The 14187-nt window shown below is 71.1% G+C and carries 14 protein-coding genes and 2 pseudogenes; 5 read left to right on the forward strand and 11 right to left on the reverse strand.

The window, feature by feature from the left end:
- Positions 1 to 62 precede the first annotated feature (62 nt).
- The 5 genes from N4G63_RS18570 to N4G63_RS18590 all read right to left on the reverse strand — a co-directional run bounded on the left by N4G63_RS18570 (position 63) and on the right by N4G63_RS18590 (position 3993).
- Positions 63 to 269, reverse strand: coding sequence for a hypothetical protein (locus N4G63_RS18570; protein WP_260787360.1), 207 nt, complete (start codon positions 267 to 269; stop codon positions 63 to 65).
- A 10-nt stretch (positions 270 to 279) separates the two neighbouring features.
- Positions 280 to 465 (reverse strand): hypothetical protein, encoded by a 186-nt coding sequence (locus tag N4G63_RS18575; protein WP_260787359.1) that lies wholly within the window; start codon positions 463 to 465, stop codon positions 280 to 282.
- A gap of 51 nt (positions 466 to 516) precedes the next feature.
- Positions 517 to 1452, reverse strand: a complete 936-nt coding sequence (lpxC, locus tag N4G63_RS18580; RefSeq protein ID WP_260787358.1) for a UDP-3-O-acyl-N-acetylglucosamine deacetylase — start codon at positions 1450 to 1452, stop codon at positions 517 to 519.
- A gap of 70 nt (positions 1453 to 1522) precedes the next feature.
- Positions 1523 to 2989 carry a serine/threonine-protein kinase gene (locus N4G63_RS18585; RefSeq protein WP_260787357.1) on the reverse strand — a complete coding sequence of 489 codons (1467 nt, stop codon included), beginning with the start codon at positions 2987 to 2989 and terminating at the stop codon, positions 1523 to 1525.
- Between the two features lie 131 nt (positions 2990 to 3120).
- A complete protein-coding gene (locus tag N4G63_RS18590) occupies positions 3121 to 3993 on the reverse strand; it encodes a Tll0287-like and HAMP domain-containing protein (RefSeq protein WP_260787356.1) in 873 nt (290 codons plus the stop codon).
- A 185-nt stretch (positions 3994 to 4178) separates the two neighbouring features.
- On the opposite strand from N4G63_RS18590, the gene N4G63_RS18595 reads away from it, so the two are divergent.
- The 3 genes from N4G63_RS18595 to N4G63_RS18605 all read left to right on the forward strand — a co-directional run bounded on the left by N4G63_RS18595 (position 4179) and on the right by N4G63_RS18605 (position 6310).
- Positions 4179 to 4886 carry a class I SAM-dependent methyltransferase gene (locus tag N4G63_RS18595; RefSeq protein WP_260787355.1) on the forward strand — a complete coding sequence of 236 codons (708 nt, stop codon included), beginning with the start codon at positions 4179 to 4181 and terminating at the stop codon, positions 4884 to 4886.
- 102 nt (positions 4887 to 4988) lie between these two features.
- Entirely contained in the window at positions 4989 to 5444 is a 456-nt protein-coding gene (locus N4G63_RS18600) for a GyrI-like domain-containing protein (protein WP_260787354.1), read from the forward strand.
- A complete protein-coding gene (locus tag N4G63_RS18605; protein ID WP_260787353.1) occupies positions 5441 to 6310 on the forward strand; it encodes an AraC family transcriptional regulator in 870 nt (289 codons plus the stop codon). The genes N4G63_RS18600 and N4G63_RS18605 overlap by 4 nt, the downstream gene beginning before the upstream one ends.
- A 22-nt stretch (positions 6311 to 6332) precedes the next feature.
- Here the strand turns inward: N4G63_RS18605 and N4G63_RS18610 are convergent, their stop codons facing one another.
- The 3 genes from N4G63_RS18610 to N4G63_RS18620 form a co-directional block, all read right to left on the reverse strand.
- The gene (locus tag N4G63_RS18610; RefSeq protein WP_260787352.1) at positions 6333 to 7484 is read right to left on the reverse strand and encodes a serine hydrolase domain-containing protein; all 1152 of its coding nucleotides are present in this window, start codon (positions 7482 to 7484) and stop codon (positions 6333 to 6335) included.
- Positions 7485 to 7606: 122 nt separating this feature from the next.
- The gene (locus tag N4G63_RS18615) at positions 7607 to 7891 is read right to left on the reverse strand and encodes a hypothetical protein (RefSeq protein ID WP_260787351.1); all 285 of its coding nucleotides are present in this window, start codon (positions 7889 to 7891) and stop codon (positions 7607 to 7609) included.
- A 304-nt stretch (positions 7892 to 8195) separates the two neighbouring features.
- Positions 8196 to 9602 (reverse strand): aminotransferase-like domain-containing protein, encoded by a 1407-nt coding sequence (locus tag N4G63_RS18620; protein ID WP_260787350.1) that lies wholly within the window; start codon positions 9600 to 9602, stop codon positions 8196 to 8198.
- Between the two features lie 162 nt (positions 9603 to 9764).
- Here N4G63_RS18620 and N4G63_RS18625 point away from each other — a divergent pair, with 162 nt between their 5' ends.
- Entirely contained in the window at positions 9765 to 11096 is a 1332-nt protein-coding gene (locus tag N4G63_RS18625; protein WP_314600050.1) for an MFS transporter, read from the forward strand.
- Here the strand turns inward: N4G63_RS18625 and N4G63_RS18630 are convergent.
- On the reverse strand, positions 11083 to 11370 hold the full coding sequence (locus tag N4G63_RS18630) for a DUF2164 domain-containing protein (protein ID WP_260787679.1): 288 nt from the start codon (positions 11368 to 11370) through the stop codon (positions 11083 to 11085). The genes N4G63_RS18625 and N4G63_RS18630 overlap by 14 nt on opposite strands.
- A 48-nt stretch (positions 11371 to 11418) precedes the next feature.
- Positions 11419 to 11579, reverse strand: a pseudogene (locus N4G63_RS18635) (cell division protein FtsZ); the annotation flags it as partial.
- A gap of 182 nt (positions 11580 to 11761) precedes the next feature.
- On the opposite strand from N4G63_RS18635, the gene N4G63_RS18640 reads away from it, so the two are divergent.
- Entirely contained in the window at positions 11762 to 12802 is a 1041-nt protein-coding gene (locus N4G63_RS18640) for a serine hydrolase domain-containing protein (RefSeq protein ID WP_314600051.1), read from the forward strand.
- Positions 12803 to 13010: 208 nt separating this feature from the next.
- On the opposite strand, the pseudogene N4G63_RS18645 reads toward N4G63_RS18640, so the two are convergent.
- A pseudogene (locus N4G63_RS18645) lies at positions 13011 to 13754 on the reverse strand (cell division protein FtsZ); the annotation flags it as partial.
- Between the last annotated feature and the right edge of the window lie 433 nt (positions 13755 to 14187).

Here is a 14187-nt window from a genome sequence, read left to right on the forward strand (position 1 = left end):
CGGGTTGCGGGCCGGCTTCGGAGCGGCCGGGCGCCGGCCGGCTTGGGGCCGGGGCCTGCGCGCTACATCAGCGCGCGGATGCCCGCGAACACGCGGCCGAAGATCCAGATGTTGAAGGTGCCCAGCACCACCACCACGCACCAGCGGTAAAGCGCCTTGGCGCGCGCCAGCGGCACATGCTCGCCGGTGGTGACATGCAGCACGAAGAAGAAGGCCGTGGTGGCGGCCATGATGGCCAGCACGATGCCGGCAACCCAGAACAGAATCATGCGGCCGAGCCTACAACATCAGCGCCAGGCGCTCGAGGATCAGCACGCCGAAGAAGCCCAGCGCCGCGATCAATGACCACTTCAGCACCACGATGCCGCGCTGGCGCCAGCGCACGTCGCGCGTGCCGATGTACATGGCAAAGCACAGCAGGCTGGCAAACAGCAGCAGTCCGAAGACCAGTCGGAAAACAAGCATGGGCGCGATCTTGCCTGCAAATCGGCCGCGCGCCGTGGCGCGGCCGCGGCATCACCAGGCCGGCGCCAGCTCGGCCAGGCCCGGCGGGGCCAGCGCGGCGTCGTCGAAGCTGGCCCACTCCCAGGCCTCGGGCCGCTCGAACAGCGCCCGCAGCAGCAGGTTGTTGAGCGCGTGGCCGCTCTTGTAGGCCACGTAATGCGCCAGCATCGGGTGGCCGGCGTTGAACAGGTCGCCGATGGCGTCCAGGATCTTGTGCTTGGCGAACTCGTCGTCGTAGCGCAGGCCGTCGGCATTGAGCACGCGGCTGTCGTCGACCACGATGGCGTTGTCCATGCTGCCGCCCAGCGTGAGGCCGCGGCTGCGCATCAGCTCCACGTCTTTCGTGAAGCCGAAGGTGCGGGCGCGGGCGATGTCGCGCTTGTAGCGGCCCGAGCCCATGTCGAACACCACGCGCTGGCCGGTGGCATCGACCGCGGGGTGGTCGAAGTCGATCTCGAAGCTCAGCTTGAAGCCGTGGTACGGCTCGAGCCGCGCCCACATCAGGCGCTTGCCCTCGCCCTGGCGCACCTCCACCGTCTGCTTGACGCGGATGAAGCGCTTGGGCACCTTCTGCACCTCGACGCCGGCGCTTTGCAGCAGGTAGACGAAGCTGGCCGCCGAGCCGTCGAGGATGGGCACCTCATCGGCGGTGATGTCGATCACCAGGTTGTCCAGGCCCAGGCCGCAGCAGGCGCTCATCAGGTGCTCGATGGTCTGCACCTTGGGCGCATCGGGCCGGCCGCCGGCCGAGATGGTGGAGGCCATGCGCGTGTCGCTCACGCTGTCGGGCCGCACCGCAATCTCCACCGGCTGGGCCAGGTCGACGCGACGGAACACGATGCCGGTGTCGGGCGGTGCAGGCCGCAGCGTCAGCTCGACCTTCTGGCCGCTGTGCATGCCCACGCCCACGGCGCGGGTGATCGATTTGAGGGTGCGTTGGGCGAGCATCAGGGCCGGATTGTCCCGCATCGGCCGGGGCCGCGCCGCGCGCAGGGCGATGGCCCGGGGCGGCGGGCGTTCAATCGGGCAGGCGCGCCAGGGCCTCGGCCAGGCGGCTGCGTGCCGTCGGGTCGTCCACCGCCTGCACCAGGCGCTCCAGAAAGCCGGCGCGATGCGGCTCGGCAGCGGCGGCGCGCTTGACCACCACCGCGGCAATCGGACCCAGCTGCTGCGCCAGCAGGCGCTGTGCGGCGTCGCGCAGCGTGGCGCTCACCGGCGGGCTGGTGGCCGCGGGCGGCGGGCCCAGGCGCTGCGTGGGCGCAAAGGCCGAGGCCAGCGCCACGCCACCCGCCAGGCTGCTGCCCTGGGTGGACGGCGCGCCGGCGCGGCCAGTGCCGGTGGCCTGGCTGCCCAGGGTCTGGTCGCGCAGCACCAGCAGCGCGCTGCGCGCGCCGGCATCGGTTACCTGCGCGGCCAGCCAGGTGTAGAGGCCGGGCAGGTCGGCGGTTTCGCGCGCGCCGCGGCGCACCAGCACGCGGGCCAGCGGGCCCAGGTGGCGCGCCAGCGAGGCCTCGGCCTGCGACAGGTCGGTGTCGCTGAAGTGGGTGGGTGGCGGGCCCGAGGTGGTGCCGCCGCCCGGCCCCGGCGCGCGCGGCATGGCCGGCAGCAGCGCGGTGACGGTGGCATCCGACACCGCGGCGTTGTGCATGCGCCCGACCACCGCCACCAGCGCGTCGCGGAACTCGAGCGCATCGGCGTAGCGGTCGGCCGGCTCCTTGGCCAGGGCCTTGGCCAGCACCGCGTCGTAGGGCCGCAGGCGCTGCAGGCCGGGCAGTTGCGAAGGCAGGGTCAGCGGCTCGTGCACCACCTTGTACATCAGCGACTCGGGCTCGCCGGTGAAGGGCAGCTGGCCGGTGAGCAGCTGGTACAGCACCACGCCGCTGGCATACAGATCGACCCGGCGGTCGATGGCCTTGCCGCGGAACTGCTCGGGCGCCATGTACATCGGCGTGCCCACCAGGCTGGCCACCTGGGTGAGCTCGGCCGACTGGATGCGCGCGATGCCGAAATCGGTGACCTTGATCTTGCCCTGGCGGGTCATGATCAGGTTGCTGGGCTTGATGTCGCGGTGCCACACGCCCTGCTCGTGCGCATGGTGCAGGGCCTCGAGCAGCTGGCCCACGATGCTCAGCACATCGTCGTCGGCGATCGTCAGCTCGCCCAGCGCGGCCTGGCGCAGGTAGCGCGACAGCGTGTGGCCGGCCACGTACTCCATCGCGATGAAGGCCGTGCCCTCGTCGCGGCCGTAGTCGAACACCGCCACGATGCCCGGATGCTGCAGCCGCCCGCCGGCCTGCGCCTCGTTGCGAAAACGCTCGGCCAGCGACACGCCCGACGCGGGCGCGCCATCGGCCCCGCGCAGCAGCGTCTTGACCGCCACCTCGCGCTGGATGTCGGGGTCGAGGGCGCGGTAGACCACGCCCATGGCGCCCGAGCCCAGCACCTCGACGATGCGGTACTTGCCCAGGCGTTCGGGAATGCTCACGTCAGCCCCTCGGTCGACGGGGACGTCGACCGATCCCCCAAGGGGGTGAGCCGCAAACGGCGAACGGCCGGCCCGGGAGCGGCCCAGCGCTCGGCCCGCTCGCTTCGTTCTGCGATGGCTTGATCACAGGCTCAGGCCTCGAGCATCTTCATGGCCTGCACCACGCTGGCGCGCATGCGCGCAAAGCTGGTGGCCAGCACGCCGATCTCGTCGCGGCTGCTGCGGTCGAACTCGGCGGCATCGAGGTCGCCCTGGCTCACGCGGTCGGCCAGCAGCGACAGGCGCGTGACCGGCCGCACCACCACCCACCAGATCATCAGGTTGAGCACCACGCCCACGGCCGTGAAGATGGCCAGCTGAGCGGTGATGAAGACATTGAAAGAGCGGTCGGCGCGCGCCAGCGGCACGGCCATCGGCACCGAGACGATCTGCGCGCCAACCACCTCGTTGAACTGCCAGCCGAAGCCGTTGGCCGGGCCGTAGCGCTCGACCAGGGTCTTGGGCGCCGCCTCCACGCTGCTGTGGCATTGCAGGCAGGCGGCATTGGTGATGCGCAGCGGCCGCGCCACGTACAGCGACGGGCCCGAGGGCGTCTCGCGCGTGCCGACGAACTCTTTCAGGTCGGCGGTGTTGCGAAACTGCTGAACGATGTCGACCTCCCAGCCGTTGGCGCGGTCGCGCGGGTTGGTGGGGTTGAGCGTGGCTTCCTTGTAGGCGAAGTCGGGGTACTTGGTGTGCAGCGCGCGCTGCACCTCGGTGGCCGAGTAGCTGGGCACAGCCTGCGGCAGAAAGCGCGTCTTGAGCTGCTCTTCCAGCAGCCCGGCGATCTGGCCCGAGGTGTAGGTGCGCACGGCCAGCGCGTTTTCCATCAGCAGGCGGGCGTTGTTCAGCACCTCGTCGCGGGCGGTGCTTTGCAGCAGGTCGCGCGCGATCCAGCCGCTGACGGCCATGCCCACCGCCACCACACTCACGAAGATCAGGTTGAACTTGACCAGCAGTTTCATCGACGACACCTGTTGCCACCGCGGGCGAGGATTTCGCGGCGAACCGGGCACTTTAACCGCAGCCCTTCGCGGGCGCATCCTGCGAGGCGGGGATCGGCAGGTAAAGCCGCAGCCGCGGCGGGCGCACAATCGCCTCCCCTTCCCCGCCTGCCTGAAGCCGCCCGACCGGGCTTCGTGCCACCACGATGCCCGGCTATCACACCAAGCAGGAAACGATCGCCATTGCCGGCGAGAACGATCTGCAGATCCGCTCGCTGCTCGACCTGCAGCAGCATGCCGACGCCGATGGCGCCGCCGAGCGGCTGGGCATCTCGAGCGCGCAGTGGCCGCTGTTCGGACTGCTGTGGCCCTCGGGCGCGCACCTGGCCGCCCGCATGGCGCTGCGCCCGGTGGTGCTGGCCGAGCGCATCCTGGAGATCGGCTGCGGCCTGGGCCTGGCCAGCCTGGTGGCGCACCGGCGCGGCGCCGATGTCACCGCCAGCGACGTGCACCCGATGGCCGCCGCCTTCTTGCTGGAAAACCTGCGCCTGAACCAGCTGCCGCCGATGAAGTACCGCCACGGCCCGTGGGCGCTGCCGGTGCCGCCGGCGGTGGCCGGGCCCGACGACCTGCAGGGCAGCTTCGACCTGATCATCGGCAGCGACGTGCTGTACGAGCGCGACGAGCGTGGCACGCTGGCGGCCTTCATCGAGCGCCACGCCGCGCCGGTGGCCGAGGTGTGGATCGTCGACCCCGACCGCGGCAACCGCCCGGCCTTCAACCGCCACATGGCGTCGCATGGCTACGGGCTGCAGGAGCTGCGCCTGGCCCACGCACTGCCGCTGGGCGCCGGCACGCGGCCGCACTACAAGGGGCGCATGCTGGTCTACCGGCGCGGTCTGCCGGTGGGCTGACACGCCGGGCGCCGGCGCCAAGTGCGCAAGGATTGTCAGGCGCGCCGGGCCAGACTGGGGGCTTCTGCCACCCCCCTTTCTGCCACCCCGCCGGGAGCGCCCATGCACCTCGAACACCAGGCCCAGGCCATCCGCATCATCGGTCTCGAACTGCGCACCAGCAACGCGCAGGCCGCCCAGAGCATCCCGCCGCACTGGGCGCGCGCGATGCAGCCCGACGCACTGGCGCCCATCGCCGGCCGGCTGGGCAGCGAGCTGTACGCGGTGTACACCCACTTCGAGCATGCCGGCCGCAGCAACGCGGGCCTGTACTCGCTGATCATCGGCGTGCCGGTGGCGGCCGATGCCCCGCAGCCGCCGGGCTTCAGCCACGCCGTGTTGCCGGCGTGCTGGCGCGCGGTGTTCAACAGCCCGCCGGGCCAGCCCGAGCGCGTGGTCGAGACCTGGGCCGAGGTGTGGCGCCGCGACGACCTGCCCAAGGCCTTCGTGGCCGATGCCGAGCGCTACGGCAGTGATGGCAGCATCGCCCTGTTGATCGGCTTGACCCACGCACCATGAACCGCCGCCACGGCTGGGTGAACTATCACGAGCGCATGGCCCGGGTGCTGGCGCACCTGCACGCCCACCTGGACGAGCCGCTGGACTTGCCGCGCCTGGCCGAGTTGGCGCACCTGTCACCCTTTCACTGGCACCGCACCTACCACGCGCTGTTTGGCGAAACCCTGGCCGCCACCCAGCGCCGGCTGCGCCTGCACCGCGCCGCCGGCGAGCTGGCCAATGGCCGCCGCAGCGTGCTGGAGATCGCGCAGCGCCAGGGCTACCCAAACGCGCAATCCTTCTGCCGCGCCTTCAAGGCCGCCTACGGCCTGGCGCCGCTGCACTTTCGCCGCCATGGGCCGCACATGGCCTTTGCCCAGCCGCAGGCGCCCGGCCTGGCGGAAGGCTTTGAGGTGCAGATCCGGCAGGTACCGAGGGTGGTGCTGGCGGGCCTGCCGCACCGCGGCAGCTACATGGGCATCGGCAAGGCCTTCGAGTGCACGCTGGCGCAGCTGCATGGCCTGGGCCAGGTGCAGGCGCACAGCCGCTGGATCGCCGTCTACCACGACGACCCGGCCAGCGTGCCCACGGCGCAGCTCAGTGCGCTGGCCGGACTGTCGGTACCCGACGGCTGGGTGCCTGCGCCGCCGCTGCAGGCCTTTGCGGTGGGCGGCGGCCGCTGCGCCGTGTTGCGCTACCGCGGCCCCTACGCCAGCATGCATGCGGCCTACCGCTGGCTGTTCGGCCACTGGCTGGTGCACAGCGGCGAACGGGCGGCCGACCAGCCGGTGTTCGAGGAATTCCTCAACAGCCCGCGCGACACCGCGCCGGCCGATCTGCTCACCGACATTGGCCTGCCGCTGGCCGAGCTGCAGACTGCAGCCTGAGGCGTGCACCGGCGACACAAGCTCAGGCCGCCGGCAGCACCGCACCCACCTGCTGGTACACCGCCAGCTCGAAGCCCATCAGTGTCTCGACCACCGGCATGTCGAAGAAGGGCAGCACCTGGGTCATCAGGATGCCGCCCACGCCGCGGGTGCGGTCGATCCAGTAGTAGCTGTTGAACACGCCGGCCCAGTCGGCGGTGCCGCTGCTGCGCATGCCGGGCAGATCGGTGAGGGTGAGATGGAAGCCCAGGCCCCAGCCCTGCGGCACCGGCAGTGAAGGCACGTCGTTGCTCAGCTCGGGCACCGCCGATGTGATCAACGCCGGCAGCGCGATCCGGCCCAGGTGGTTGGCCAGCGCCATCTGCGCGGTGGCCGGGGCCAGCAGGCCGGCGCCATCGTTCAGCCAGGCCTGCACGAAGCGGCCGTAGTCGTGGATCGTGCCGTAGGAGCCATGGCCGGCGGCGTCCCATTCGGGCGCGGCCGGCAGCTCGTGCACCGAGGGCGCCAGCCGGCCATCGGCCTGGCGCTGCATCACGCGCAGCAGGCGCTCGCGCTGCGCGGCATCGGGCGCAAAGCCCGAGTCGGCCATGCCCAGCGGGCCGTACACCTGCTGCTGCAGGCAGGCGCCCAGGCTCTGGCCGCTGAGCTTCTCGACGATCAGGCCCAGCCAGTCGGTGTTGACGCCGTACTCCCAGGCCGTGCCGGGCTGGTGCACCAGCGGCACCGACAGGCTGCGCTTGTCGCCCGACAGCGGGCTGGGCTCGCCGGTGAGGGCCAGGTAGCGCAGCAGCGCTTGGTTGGTGAAGAAGTAGCCCAGGCCGGCGGTGTGGGTCATCAGCTGGCGCACGGTGGCCGGGCTGGCCTGCGGGCGCAGGCGCGGCGTGTCGCCGTCAAAGCCTTCCAGCACCGGCAGGCGGCCAAACTCGGGCAGGATCGATTCGACCGTGGCGTCCAGGCTCAGCCGGCCCTGCTCGACCAGCTGCAGCGCGGCGGTGGTGGCCACCGCCTTGGTCATTGACGCATTGCGGAACAGTGTGCGCTCGTCCGCCTCGCCGGCGGCGTGATGAAACAACGGGCCGTCGCGGCCCACCACCAGCGCCGCTACACCGTGCACCGCGCCCTTGCGCACGGCGCCATCGAGCACCGCGCGAACTGCCGAGCCATCGAACGACATGCCGTTTCTCCTTCGTCAGTGGGTTGAGCGAAGAAGTCTGCGCCGCGGCCCGGCGCGCCGATAGGGCCTGCGCGAAAACCCCGAGACCGGCGGCGGTGCGGGCCGGCGGCGGCGGCGGCGCCTCAGTTCGTGCGGCCGACGAACTTCCAGCCGGTGGACAGCTTGACGAAGACAAAGCCGGTACCGGCGTCCAGAAATACCTCGTGCGACTGCGCGTCGGCGTCGCGGCCGACAAAGCGCCAGCCCTCGGGCAGGCGCAGAAACACGAAGTGCGTGACGCCGTCGTGGAACACGCCATAGGGCGCGACGGCCGCAGCCACCGGGTGGGTCTGGGTGTCCAGCACCGAGGCCTGGGCCGGCACGGCCAGACAGGCGGCCGCCAGGGCGGCGAGAAGATGTTTGCGCATGGAATGGAGCCTTCGTGGGGTTCGTGGGTCACGCGGCGGGCCGCGTGGGCCCGCAGTCCCACGAAGGGGTAGCGCTGCGGTGTTGCCCCAGGTCAAAACCCAGGGTTAACACCAGGATTTTAGCCAGCCCTGAACTTCTGCTGCAATGCAGCAATTCACGCCGCTGCGAGGGACGCCAGCCCCGGGACCGGCCCGACCCTTGCGCCACCCAAGTGCCACCCGAGCGCCACCCGAGCGCCACCCGAGCGCCGCGCAGCGCGCGCCGGTCCGCCAGGTGCCTGCGCAGCAGGTTCATCGCTGCGCGTCAGCCCCGCGCCGCCTCGGCCAGGCATTCCAGCCCGCGCAGGCGGTTGGCATCCAGCGGGTGCGCGGCGCTCAGGCGCAGGCCGTGGCGCAGGGCCTGGCCGGCACCGAAGGCGGCGCCGGGCACCACGCTGTAGCCCTGCTCGCGCAGGCCGGGCAGCAAGGCCTCGGCGTCGGTGCCGGGCGGCAGCTCGACCCAGAGCACGTAGCCGCCGGCGCCGGGCCGCACCTGCGCGCCACGCGGCAGCAGCCGCCTGGCGGCGGTGGCCCAGGCCTCGGTCTGCGCCGCCAGGTGCTGGCGCAGGCGGCGCAGATGGGTCTCGAAGCCGCGGTCGGCAAGAAACCGCGCCAGCGCCGCATCGCTCAGCGGCGACAGCAGCTCGCCCTGCACCGCCCGCGCCGCACGCAGCTGCTTGCGGTGGCGCCGGCTGACGATCCAGCCCACGCCCAGGCCGGGGCCGACCACGCAGGCCAGGCTGGTGCAGTACAGCACGCGGTCGTCGCTGTCCCAGGCCTTGACCGGCCGCGGCCGCGGTTGCTGGCCGCGGTGCAGCTCGCCCATCATGTCGCACTCGATCAGCGGCACGCGGTGCTGCCGCAGCAGCGCCGCCAGCTGCTCGCGTGCGCCATCGGGCATGCAGCTGCCGCGCACGCTGTCGAACGTGGGCTCGGCGATGCAGCAGCGGATGTCGTGGTGCTGCAGCGCAAAGGCCAGCGCCGGCACCGAGAAGCCGCCGTCCTGCGGCGCCGGAATCGCCAGCGGCTTCAGGCCCAGGCTGGCCACCAGCTCGCCGGTGCGCGGCGAGGCCGGCTCGGGCACGGCCACGGCATCGCCGGGGCGGGTGAGCAGGCGCAGACACAGATCCAGCGCCTCGCCCTCGCCGTGGGTGACGACGATGTCCTCGGCGTCCACCGTGCAGCCCGCGCGCGACATGCGCCGGGCCAGCTGCACCCGCAGCGCCTGGCTGCCGAACACGCTGCCGATGGCCAGCAGCGCGCGGTCATCGGCCATGGCCTGAACCACATGCCGCTGCAGCGCCGCCAGCGGCAGCAGCGAGGCCGGCAGCGCCAGATGGCTCAGCGACAGGCAGTCGGGCCGCGTGGTGGCGATGTCGATCAGCAGCTTGCGCCGCCCTTCGAGCTCGAGCACCGGGCCGCTGGCCATGGGCGGCGGGCGGCTCAGGCCACGCGCAAAGTGCCCGCGCCGCGGCCGCGCCTCGATCAGCCCGGCGTCCTCGAGCTCGTGCAGGGCATGGGTGACGGTGGCCAGACTGGCGCGGTGCTCGTCGCACAGCTGGCGCACCGACGGCAGCTGCGCGCCCGCCGGGTAGCGCCCTTCGCGCAGCGCGTGGGCCAGGGTGTCGGCCAGTAGCCGGTATCGCGCAGGGCGGGCGGGGCGGGCAGGCATGCGGGCAAGCATAGCCCCGCGCCCGCCCTGCATCGATACAGATCAACCACCTCTGGATCGCTACAGCGGGTTCTGCATCCCTGCCCCGGCGCCGCGCCTGTGCCTTCCGGCCGGGCCGGCGGCTGCCTAGAGTGCGGCGCCATGAGCCAAGCGCCCTCCCCCATGCACACACTGGCCCGCTGGCGGGCCCTGCCGCCCGGCTTGCGGCACTTCCTGCTGAGCGAGCTGCTGGGCCTGCTGGCCACTGCCTCCATGCAGCTGGGCATGGCCTGGTGGATCAGCAGCCAGGGCGGCGCCGCTGCGCTGGCGCGTTATGGCGCCTTGACCGGGCTGGCCGCCCTGCTGGCCACGCCCTTGATCTCACCGGCCGGCGACCGCTGGCCCAAGCGCCTGCTGATCCGCGCCGGCAAGCTGTGCCTGGCCGTCGATGCGCTGCTGCTGGCGGCCCTGTGCGGGGCCGGCGTGTTCAAGCTCACGCTGCTGTGCCTGTGCGGCCTGCTGTCGGTGGCGGCCACCGCCCTGCTGTGGCCGGTGGAGGCCAGCCTGCTGCCCGAGCTGGTGCCCACCGCCGCCCTGCCCGACGCCGTGCGCCTGCGCCGCGCTGCCCAGGCCATGGGCGGCTTGCTGGGGCCGGCGCTGGGCGGGCTGCTGCTGGCCGCGGCGGGCTTGAAGCTGGCGATGGCCGCCAACCTGCTGCTGTGCCTGATCGCGGCCGCTGCAGCCTGGCGCATCGACCGGCCGGCCGGCAACACCGCGCCACCGGCATCCGCTGAAGCCTTGGCCCCTGCCGCCGCCATGGCCACGGTGCCGCCGCCCCGGCGCCGCAGCTGGCTTGGTGATATCGCCGACGGCCTGCGCGCCAAGTGGCGCGTGCGCCTGGACCGCTGGTGGACCCTGACCGGCGCACTGATGATGCTGTGCCTGCTGCCCGCCACCGGCTTGCTGCTGCCGCTGCGCATCCAGGCCCTGGGCCTGGGCGCCGCCTGGTTTGGCGCCTGCAGCGCCGGCCTGTCGGCGGGCCTGCTGCTGGGCGTGGCCGGCCTGGCCCCGGCGCTGATCGCCCGCCTGGGCCGGGTGCGCGCGCTGGCGCTGGCCATCGGCTTGTGCGCGGCGGCCATGGCCGGTATCGGCCTGTGCCAGGCGGCACCGGCGCTGGTGGCGCTGCTGGCGCTGATCGGGCTGTGCATGTCGGTCACCCAGATGGTCGGCCAGGTGCACCGCCTGCTGGCCATCCCCGAGCACTACCGCGCACGCATGAACGCCGCCCACCTGATGATGGCGCAACTGGCCGCGGCGCTGGCCCCGGCCGTGGCCGGCCTGCTGCTGCTGGGCAACGGGCTGCGCACGGTGTACCTGCTGCTGGCGCTGGGCTTTGCGGCCGCCGGCCTGCTGCTGCTGGCCGTGCCGGGCCTGGGCGCGTTCTTGCGCGCCGACCATGAGGCGGCCCGCGGCTGGTATGGCCGCCACTACCCGCAGGCCTTCACCCGCCCTTGAGCCCGCGGGGCTTGGCGGCAGCCTGGCGGCGGCGCCAGTACTGCAGCTCGTCTTCGTGACACTCGATGTCGAGCTCCTGCACACGCTCCAGCAGGCGCTCCTGCACCTCGCGCACGGCCTGGTTGTAGATCAGCGGACCGATCTCCTCGACCATGAAGCCCAGCAGCGCCCCGGCCGCGATGTTGCCGATGCGCTGGTCGAGCTCCTGCTCGACATAGCGCTCGATCGACGCGATCGCCTGCTGGCGCGCTTCACGGGAGAGTTCGATGGGCATGGCGGGCTCCGGTCGGATGCAACGGATTCTCACGCGGCGGCGCGGGCACAGCAGGCCACGGGCGCCCGACAGGTCGAGGCCTTCCAGCAGCGGGCAGGCCACGGCGGCGTTGGCCGCCTTGTTGGCGCGATCCGGGCGCTGGCGGTGGCCGTGCCCATCATGGCCTTGCCGGGCACGTTCATCACGGTCTTGAGTTCTTCGAAGTCGACTTCTCACCCGCGCGGTGCATGTGGATGATGTCGCCGAGTCAAGCGGGGGGCGGTTGGGAGAAGGTTGTCGACCCGATGCGGACATTTAGCTTGATCGATTGATAGTCGCAGAACAGTCCATCGTTGCCCGCAGCCGCCGGAGTCAACGGCGAAACTACACCGACTTGATACGCTGTTTAACTATGACCCTCGATGTTCAACACACCCTGGACCGCTTCGATACCTGCGTTGCCAGCCTGCGCGATAAGCACGATCCCCAGGGCCCCGGCTTCAGCATCGCGCTCACGTTGAACGGCCAGGCGATTCGCACTGCTTGCCATGGCCAGGCGTTGACCGACTGGCCGCAGCCGTTAACCGGCGACACGCGCCTCTATCTCGCCTCGGAGTCCAAGTTCTGGGTCGCAGCACTGGTGATGGACGCTGTCGCCGCTGGCCGCGTTGCGCTCGACGCCGATGTGCGCCCGGCGTTGCCCGCGCTAGCCGACTGCACCCAGCCAGTGCGTCTGGGCCACCTGCTGCGCCACACCAGTGGCGTGGACGACTACCTCTATCTGTGGCACCTGCAACTGGGGCATGACGAGGATGACCTCGTCACGCAGGAGCAGGCCTTGGCGCTGATCCGGCGAGCCGGGGACTTGGATTTCGAGCCTGGCACACGCCACGACTACAGCAATAGCAACTACGTGCTGCTGGCCGACTGGCTGGAGCGCGACACCGGCCGGCCGCTCAGCGAGATCGCACGCGATCGCTTCTTTGCACCCTGGGGACTGAGCAACACCAGCTTTGAGCGCGACCCTCGCCGTGTGCTTTCGCGCCGCGCGCGCAGCTACCAGCGGGCTGCCTCCGGCGATTGGCGCGAGTTGCCGGTGAACCTGGCGACTTGGGGAGACGGCGGCATGTGGTCGACGCTGGATGACCTCGTTTGCGCCGAGGCGAATCTGCTTGACGACTGGCGCCGCCATGGCACGAACGCCGTACTCGCTCGCTGCTCAGGGGATGATCCGCGTTTCGGTCCAGCCGATCTTCCATACGCCTTCGGCATCGAATCGATGGCCCACGACCACCGGCGCCTGCTTTTCCATGGAGGCGGCTTCGCTGGCTTCTCGTCGCTTGTCTTGCGCAGCATTGAAGACGGCCTCTCCTTGATCGTTCTGGCCAATGTCGAAGGGTTTGACGCGTCCGCCAAGACTTGGGCGGAGCGTCTGTGGCCCACGGCAGGTTGAGCCCTTCAAGACCTCGTCGGCGCACGCAGCCTGCTTCAATGCCGTCGCCCGCGAGCGACAGGTCCTGGCCGTCAACAGGCATCTACCCCCTTCGCCCGATCCCTCAACCCCCAACGGCGCGCCACAAGCACCAAGCCCCGCAGCACGACGTCTCGCGCTGCGGGGCTTGTGACTTGCACGCTGGCACACGAGGTGCCAGCGTGGACGCTCAATCAGCCTGCTTGCGCAGGAAGGCCGGGATCTCGATCTCGTCCATGCCGTTGGACGACAGCGCCTCCACCTTGGCCGCGGCCTGGGTGCGGGCCGAGCGCCACACGCTGGGCGTGCTGAGGTTGCTGTAGTCGTGCGCGGTGGTGCCGGGCAGGCCCTGGCCCTGGCCGCCCATTTGCGCCACGGTGTTCAGGATCGGCAGGTTGTCGGTGCCGGTGCGCAGCGCGGCGGCCGGCTGCACCACGGTCAGCGGTGCAGCCTGCGGCTTGCGCTGGCACAGGCCGGTGGCGATCACGGTCACGCGCAACTGGTCGCCCAGGCTGTCGTCATAGGCCGCGCCGTAGATGATGTGCGCGTCATCGGCGGCATAGCGGCGGATGGTGTTCATCGCCGCCTTGCTTTCGTTCAGGCGGAAGTTGGTCTTGCTGGCAGCAATCAGCACCAGCACGCCACGGGCGCCCGACAGGTCGATGCCTTCCAGCAGCGGGCAGGCCACGGCGGCGTCAGCCGCCTTGTTGGCGCGGTCCGGGCCGCTGGCGGTGGCCGTGCCCATCATGGCCTTGCCGGGCTCGCTCATCACGGTCTTGACGTCTTCGAAGTCGACGTTCACCAGACCGTGCATGTGGATGATGTCGCTGATGCCGCCCACGGCGTTTTTCAGCACATCGTTGGCATGCGCAAAGGCCTGGTCTTGCGTGATGTCGTCGCCCAGCACTTCGAGCAGCTTCTCGTTGAGCACCACGCATCGGCCAAGCTGAGCGGCAACCGCTGGCGGCAAGCCAGCGGGTGTCCGGTCGAGCGTGGAGCGAATGGGAGGCGGCTGTCGACCCAATCCCGTCATCCGAGCTTCTCCAAAGCTGCCCGACGCTCGGACCGCCCTCTTGCGGGCTTCACACCCCCGCGAAGCTTCCATTCGCGGCCAGCAGGATCCGGCCAGAGGTGGCTGCAAAAGTCTGGGACCGCCACACGGGACGCTCGCCCGAAAGCAGCACTTCAAATTAGGGGGCTGACCTGGGTCAGAGGCAGTTCCTTGTCGGCCTAGCCAGGCAGTGTCGACCCTGTACGGACACACGCTGTCCTGGACTCGCCACCCTGAAACTACCAGCCGGACCCGCACACAGGCACCGGCTGGAGGCGGGCTGTGGACGGCACTCATCGGCTTGCAGCCTCTACTG

This window comes from Aquabacterium sp. OR-4, from assembly GCF_025290835.2.
Lineage (GTDB): Bacteria > Pseudomonadota > Gammaproteobacteria > Burkholderiales > Burkholderiaceae_C > Pseudaquabacterium.

Excerpts from the sequence above, each read along its gene's own strand:
- N4G63_RS18570 (WP_260787360.1), bottom strand. The coding sequence starts at position 269 with ATGATTCTGTTCTGGGTTGCCGGCATCGTGCTGGCCATCATGGCCGCC.
- N4G63_RS18575 (WP_260787359.1), bottom strand. The coding sequence starts at position 465 with ATGCTTGTTTTCCGACTGGTCTTCGGACTGCTGCTGTTTGCCAGCCTG.
- lpxC (WP_260787358.1), bottom strand. The coding sequence starts at position 1,452 with ATGCTCGCCCAACGCACCCTCAAATCGATCACCCGCGCCGTGGGCGTG.
- N4G63_RS18590 (WP_260787356.1), bottom strand. The coding sequence starts at position 3,993 with ATGAAACTGCTGGTCAAGTTCAACCTGATCTTCGTGAGTGTGGTGGCG.
- N4G63_RS18595 (WP_260787355.1), top strand. The coding sequence starts at position 4,179 with ATGCCCGGCTATCACACCAAGCAGGAAACGATCGCCATTGCCGGCGAG.
- N4G63_RS18600 (WP_260787354.1), top strand. The coding sequence starts at position 4,989 with ATGCACCTCGAACACCAGGCCCAGGCCATCCGCATCATCGGTCTCGAA.
- N4G63_RS18605 (WP_260787353.1), top strand. The coding sequence starts at position 5,441 with ATGAACCGCCGCCACGGCTGGGTGAACTATCACGAGCGCATGGCCCGG.
- N4G63_RS18610 (WP_260787352.1), bottom strand. The coding sequence starts at position 7,484 with ATGTCGTTCGATGGCTCGGCAGTTCGCGCGGTGCTCGATGGCGCCGTG.
- N4G63_RS18615 (WP_260787351.1), bottom strand. The coding sequence starts at position 7,891 with ATGCGCAAACATCTTCTCGCCGCCCTGGCGGCCGCCTGTCTGGCCGTG.
- N4G63_RS18620 (WP_260787350.1), bottom strand. The coding sequence starts at position 9,602 with ATGCCTGCCCGCCCCGCCCGCCCTGCGCGATACCGGCTACTGGCCGAC.
- N4G63_RS18625 (WP_314600050.1), top strand. The coding sequence starts at position 9,765 with ATGCACACACTGGCCCGCTGGCGGGCCCTGCCGCCCGGCTTGCGGCAC.
- N4G63_RS18630 (WP_260787679.1), bottom strand. The coding sequence starts at position 11,370 with ATGCCCATCGAACTCTCCCGTGAAGCGCGCCAGCAGGCGATCGCGTCG.
- N4G63_RS18640 (WP_314600051.1), top strand. The coding sequence starts at position 11,762 with ATGACCCTCGATGTTCAACACACCCTGGACCGCTTCGATACCTGCGTT.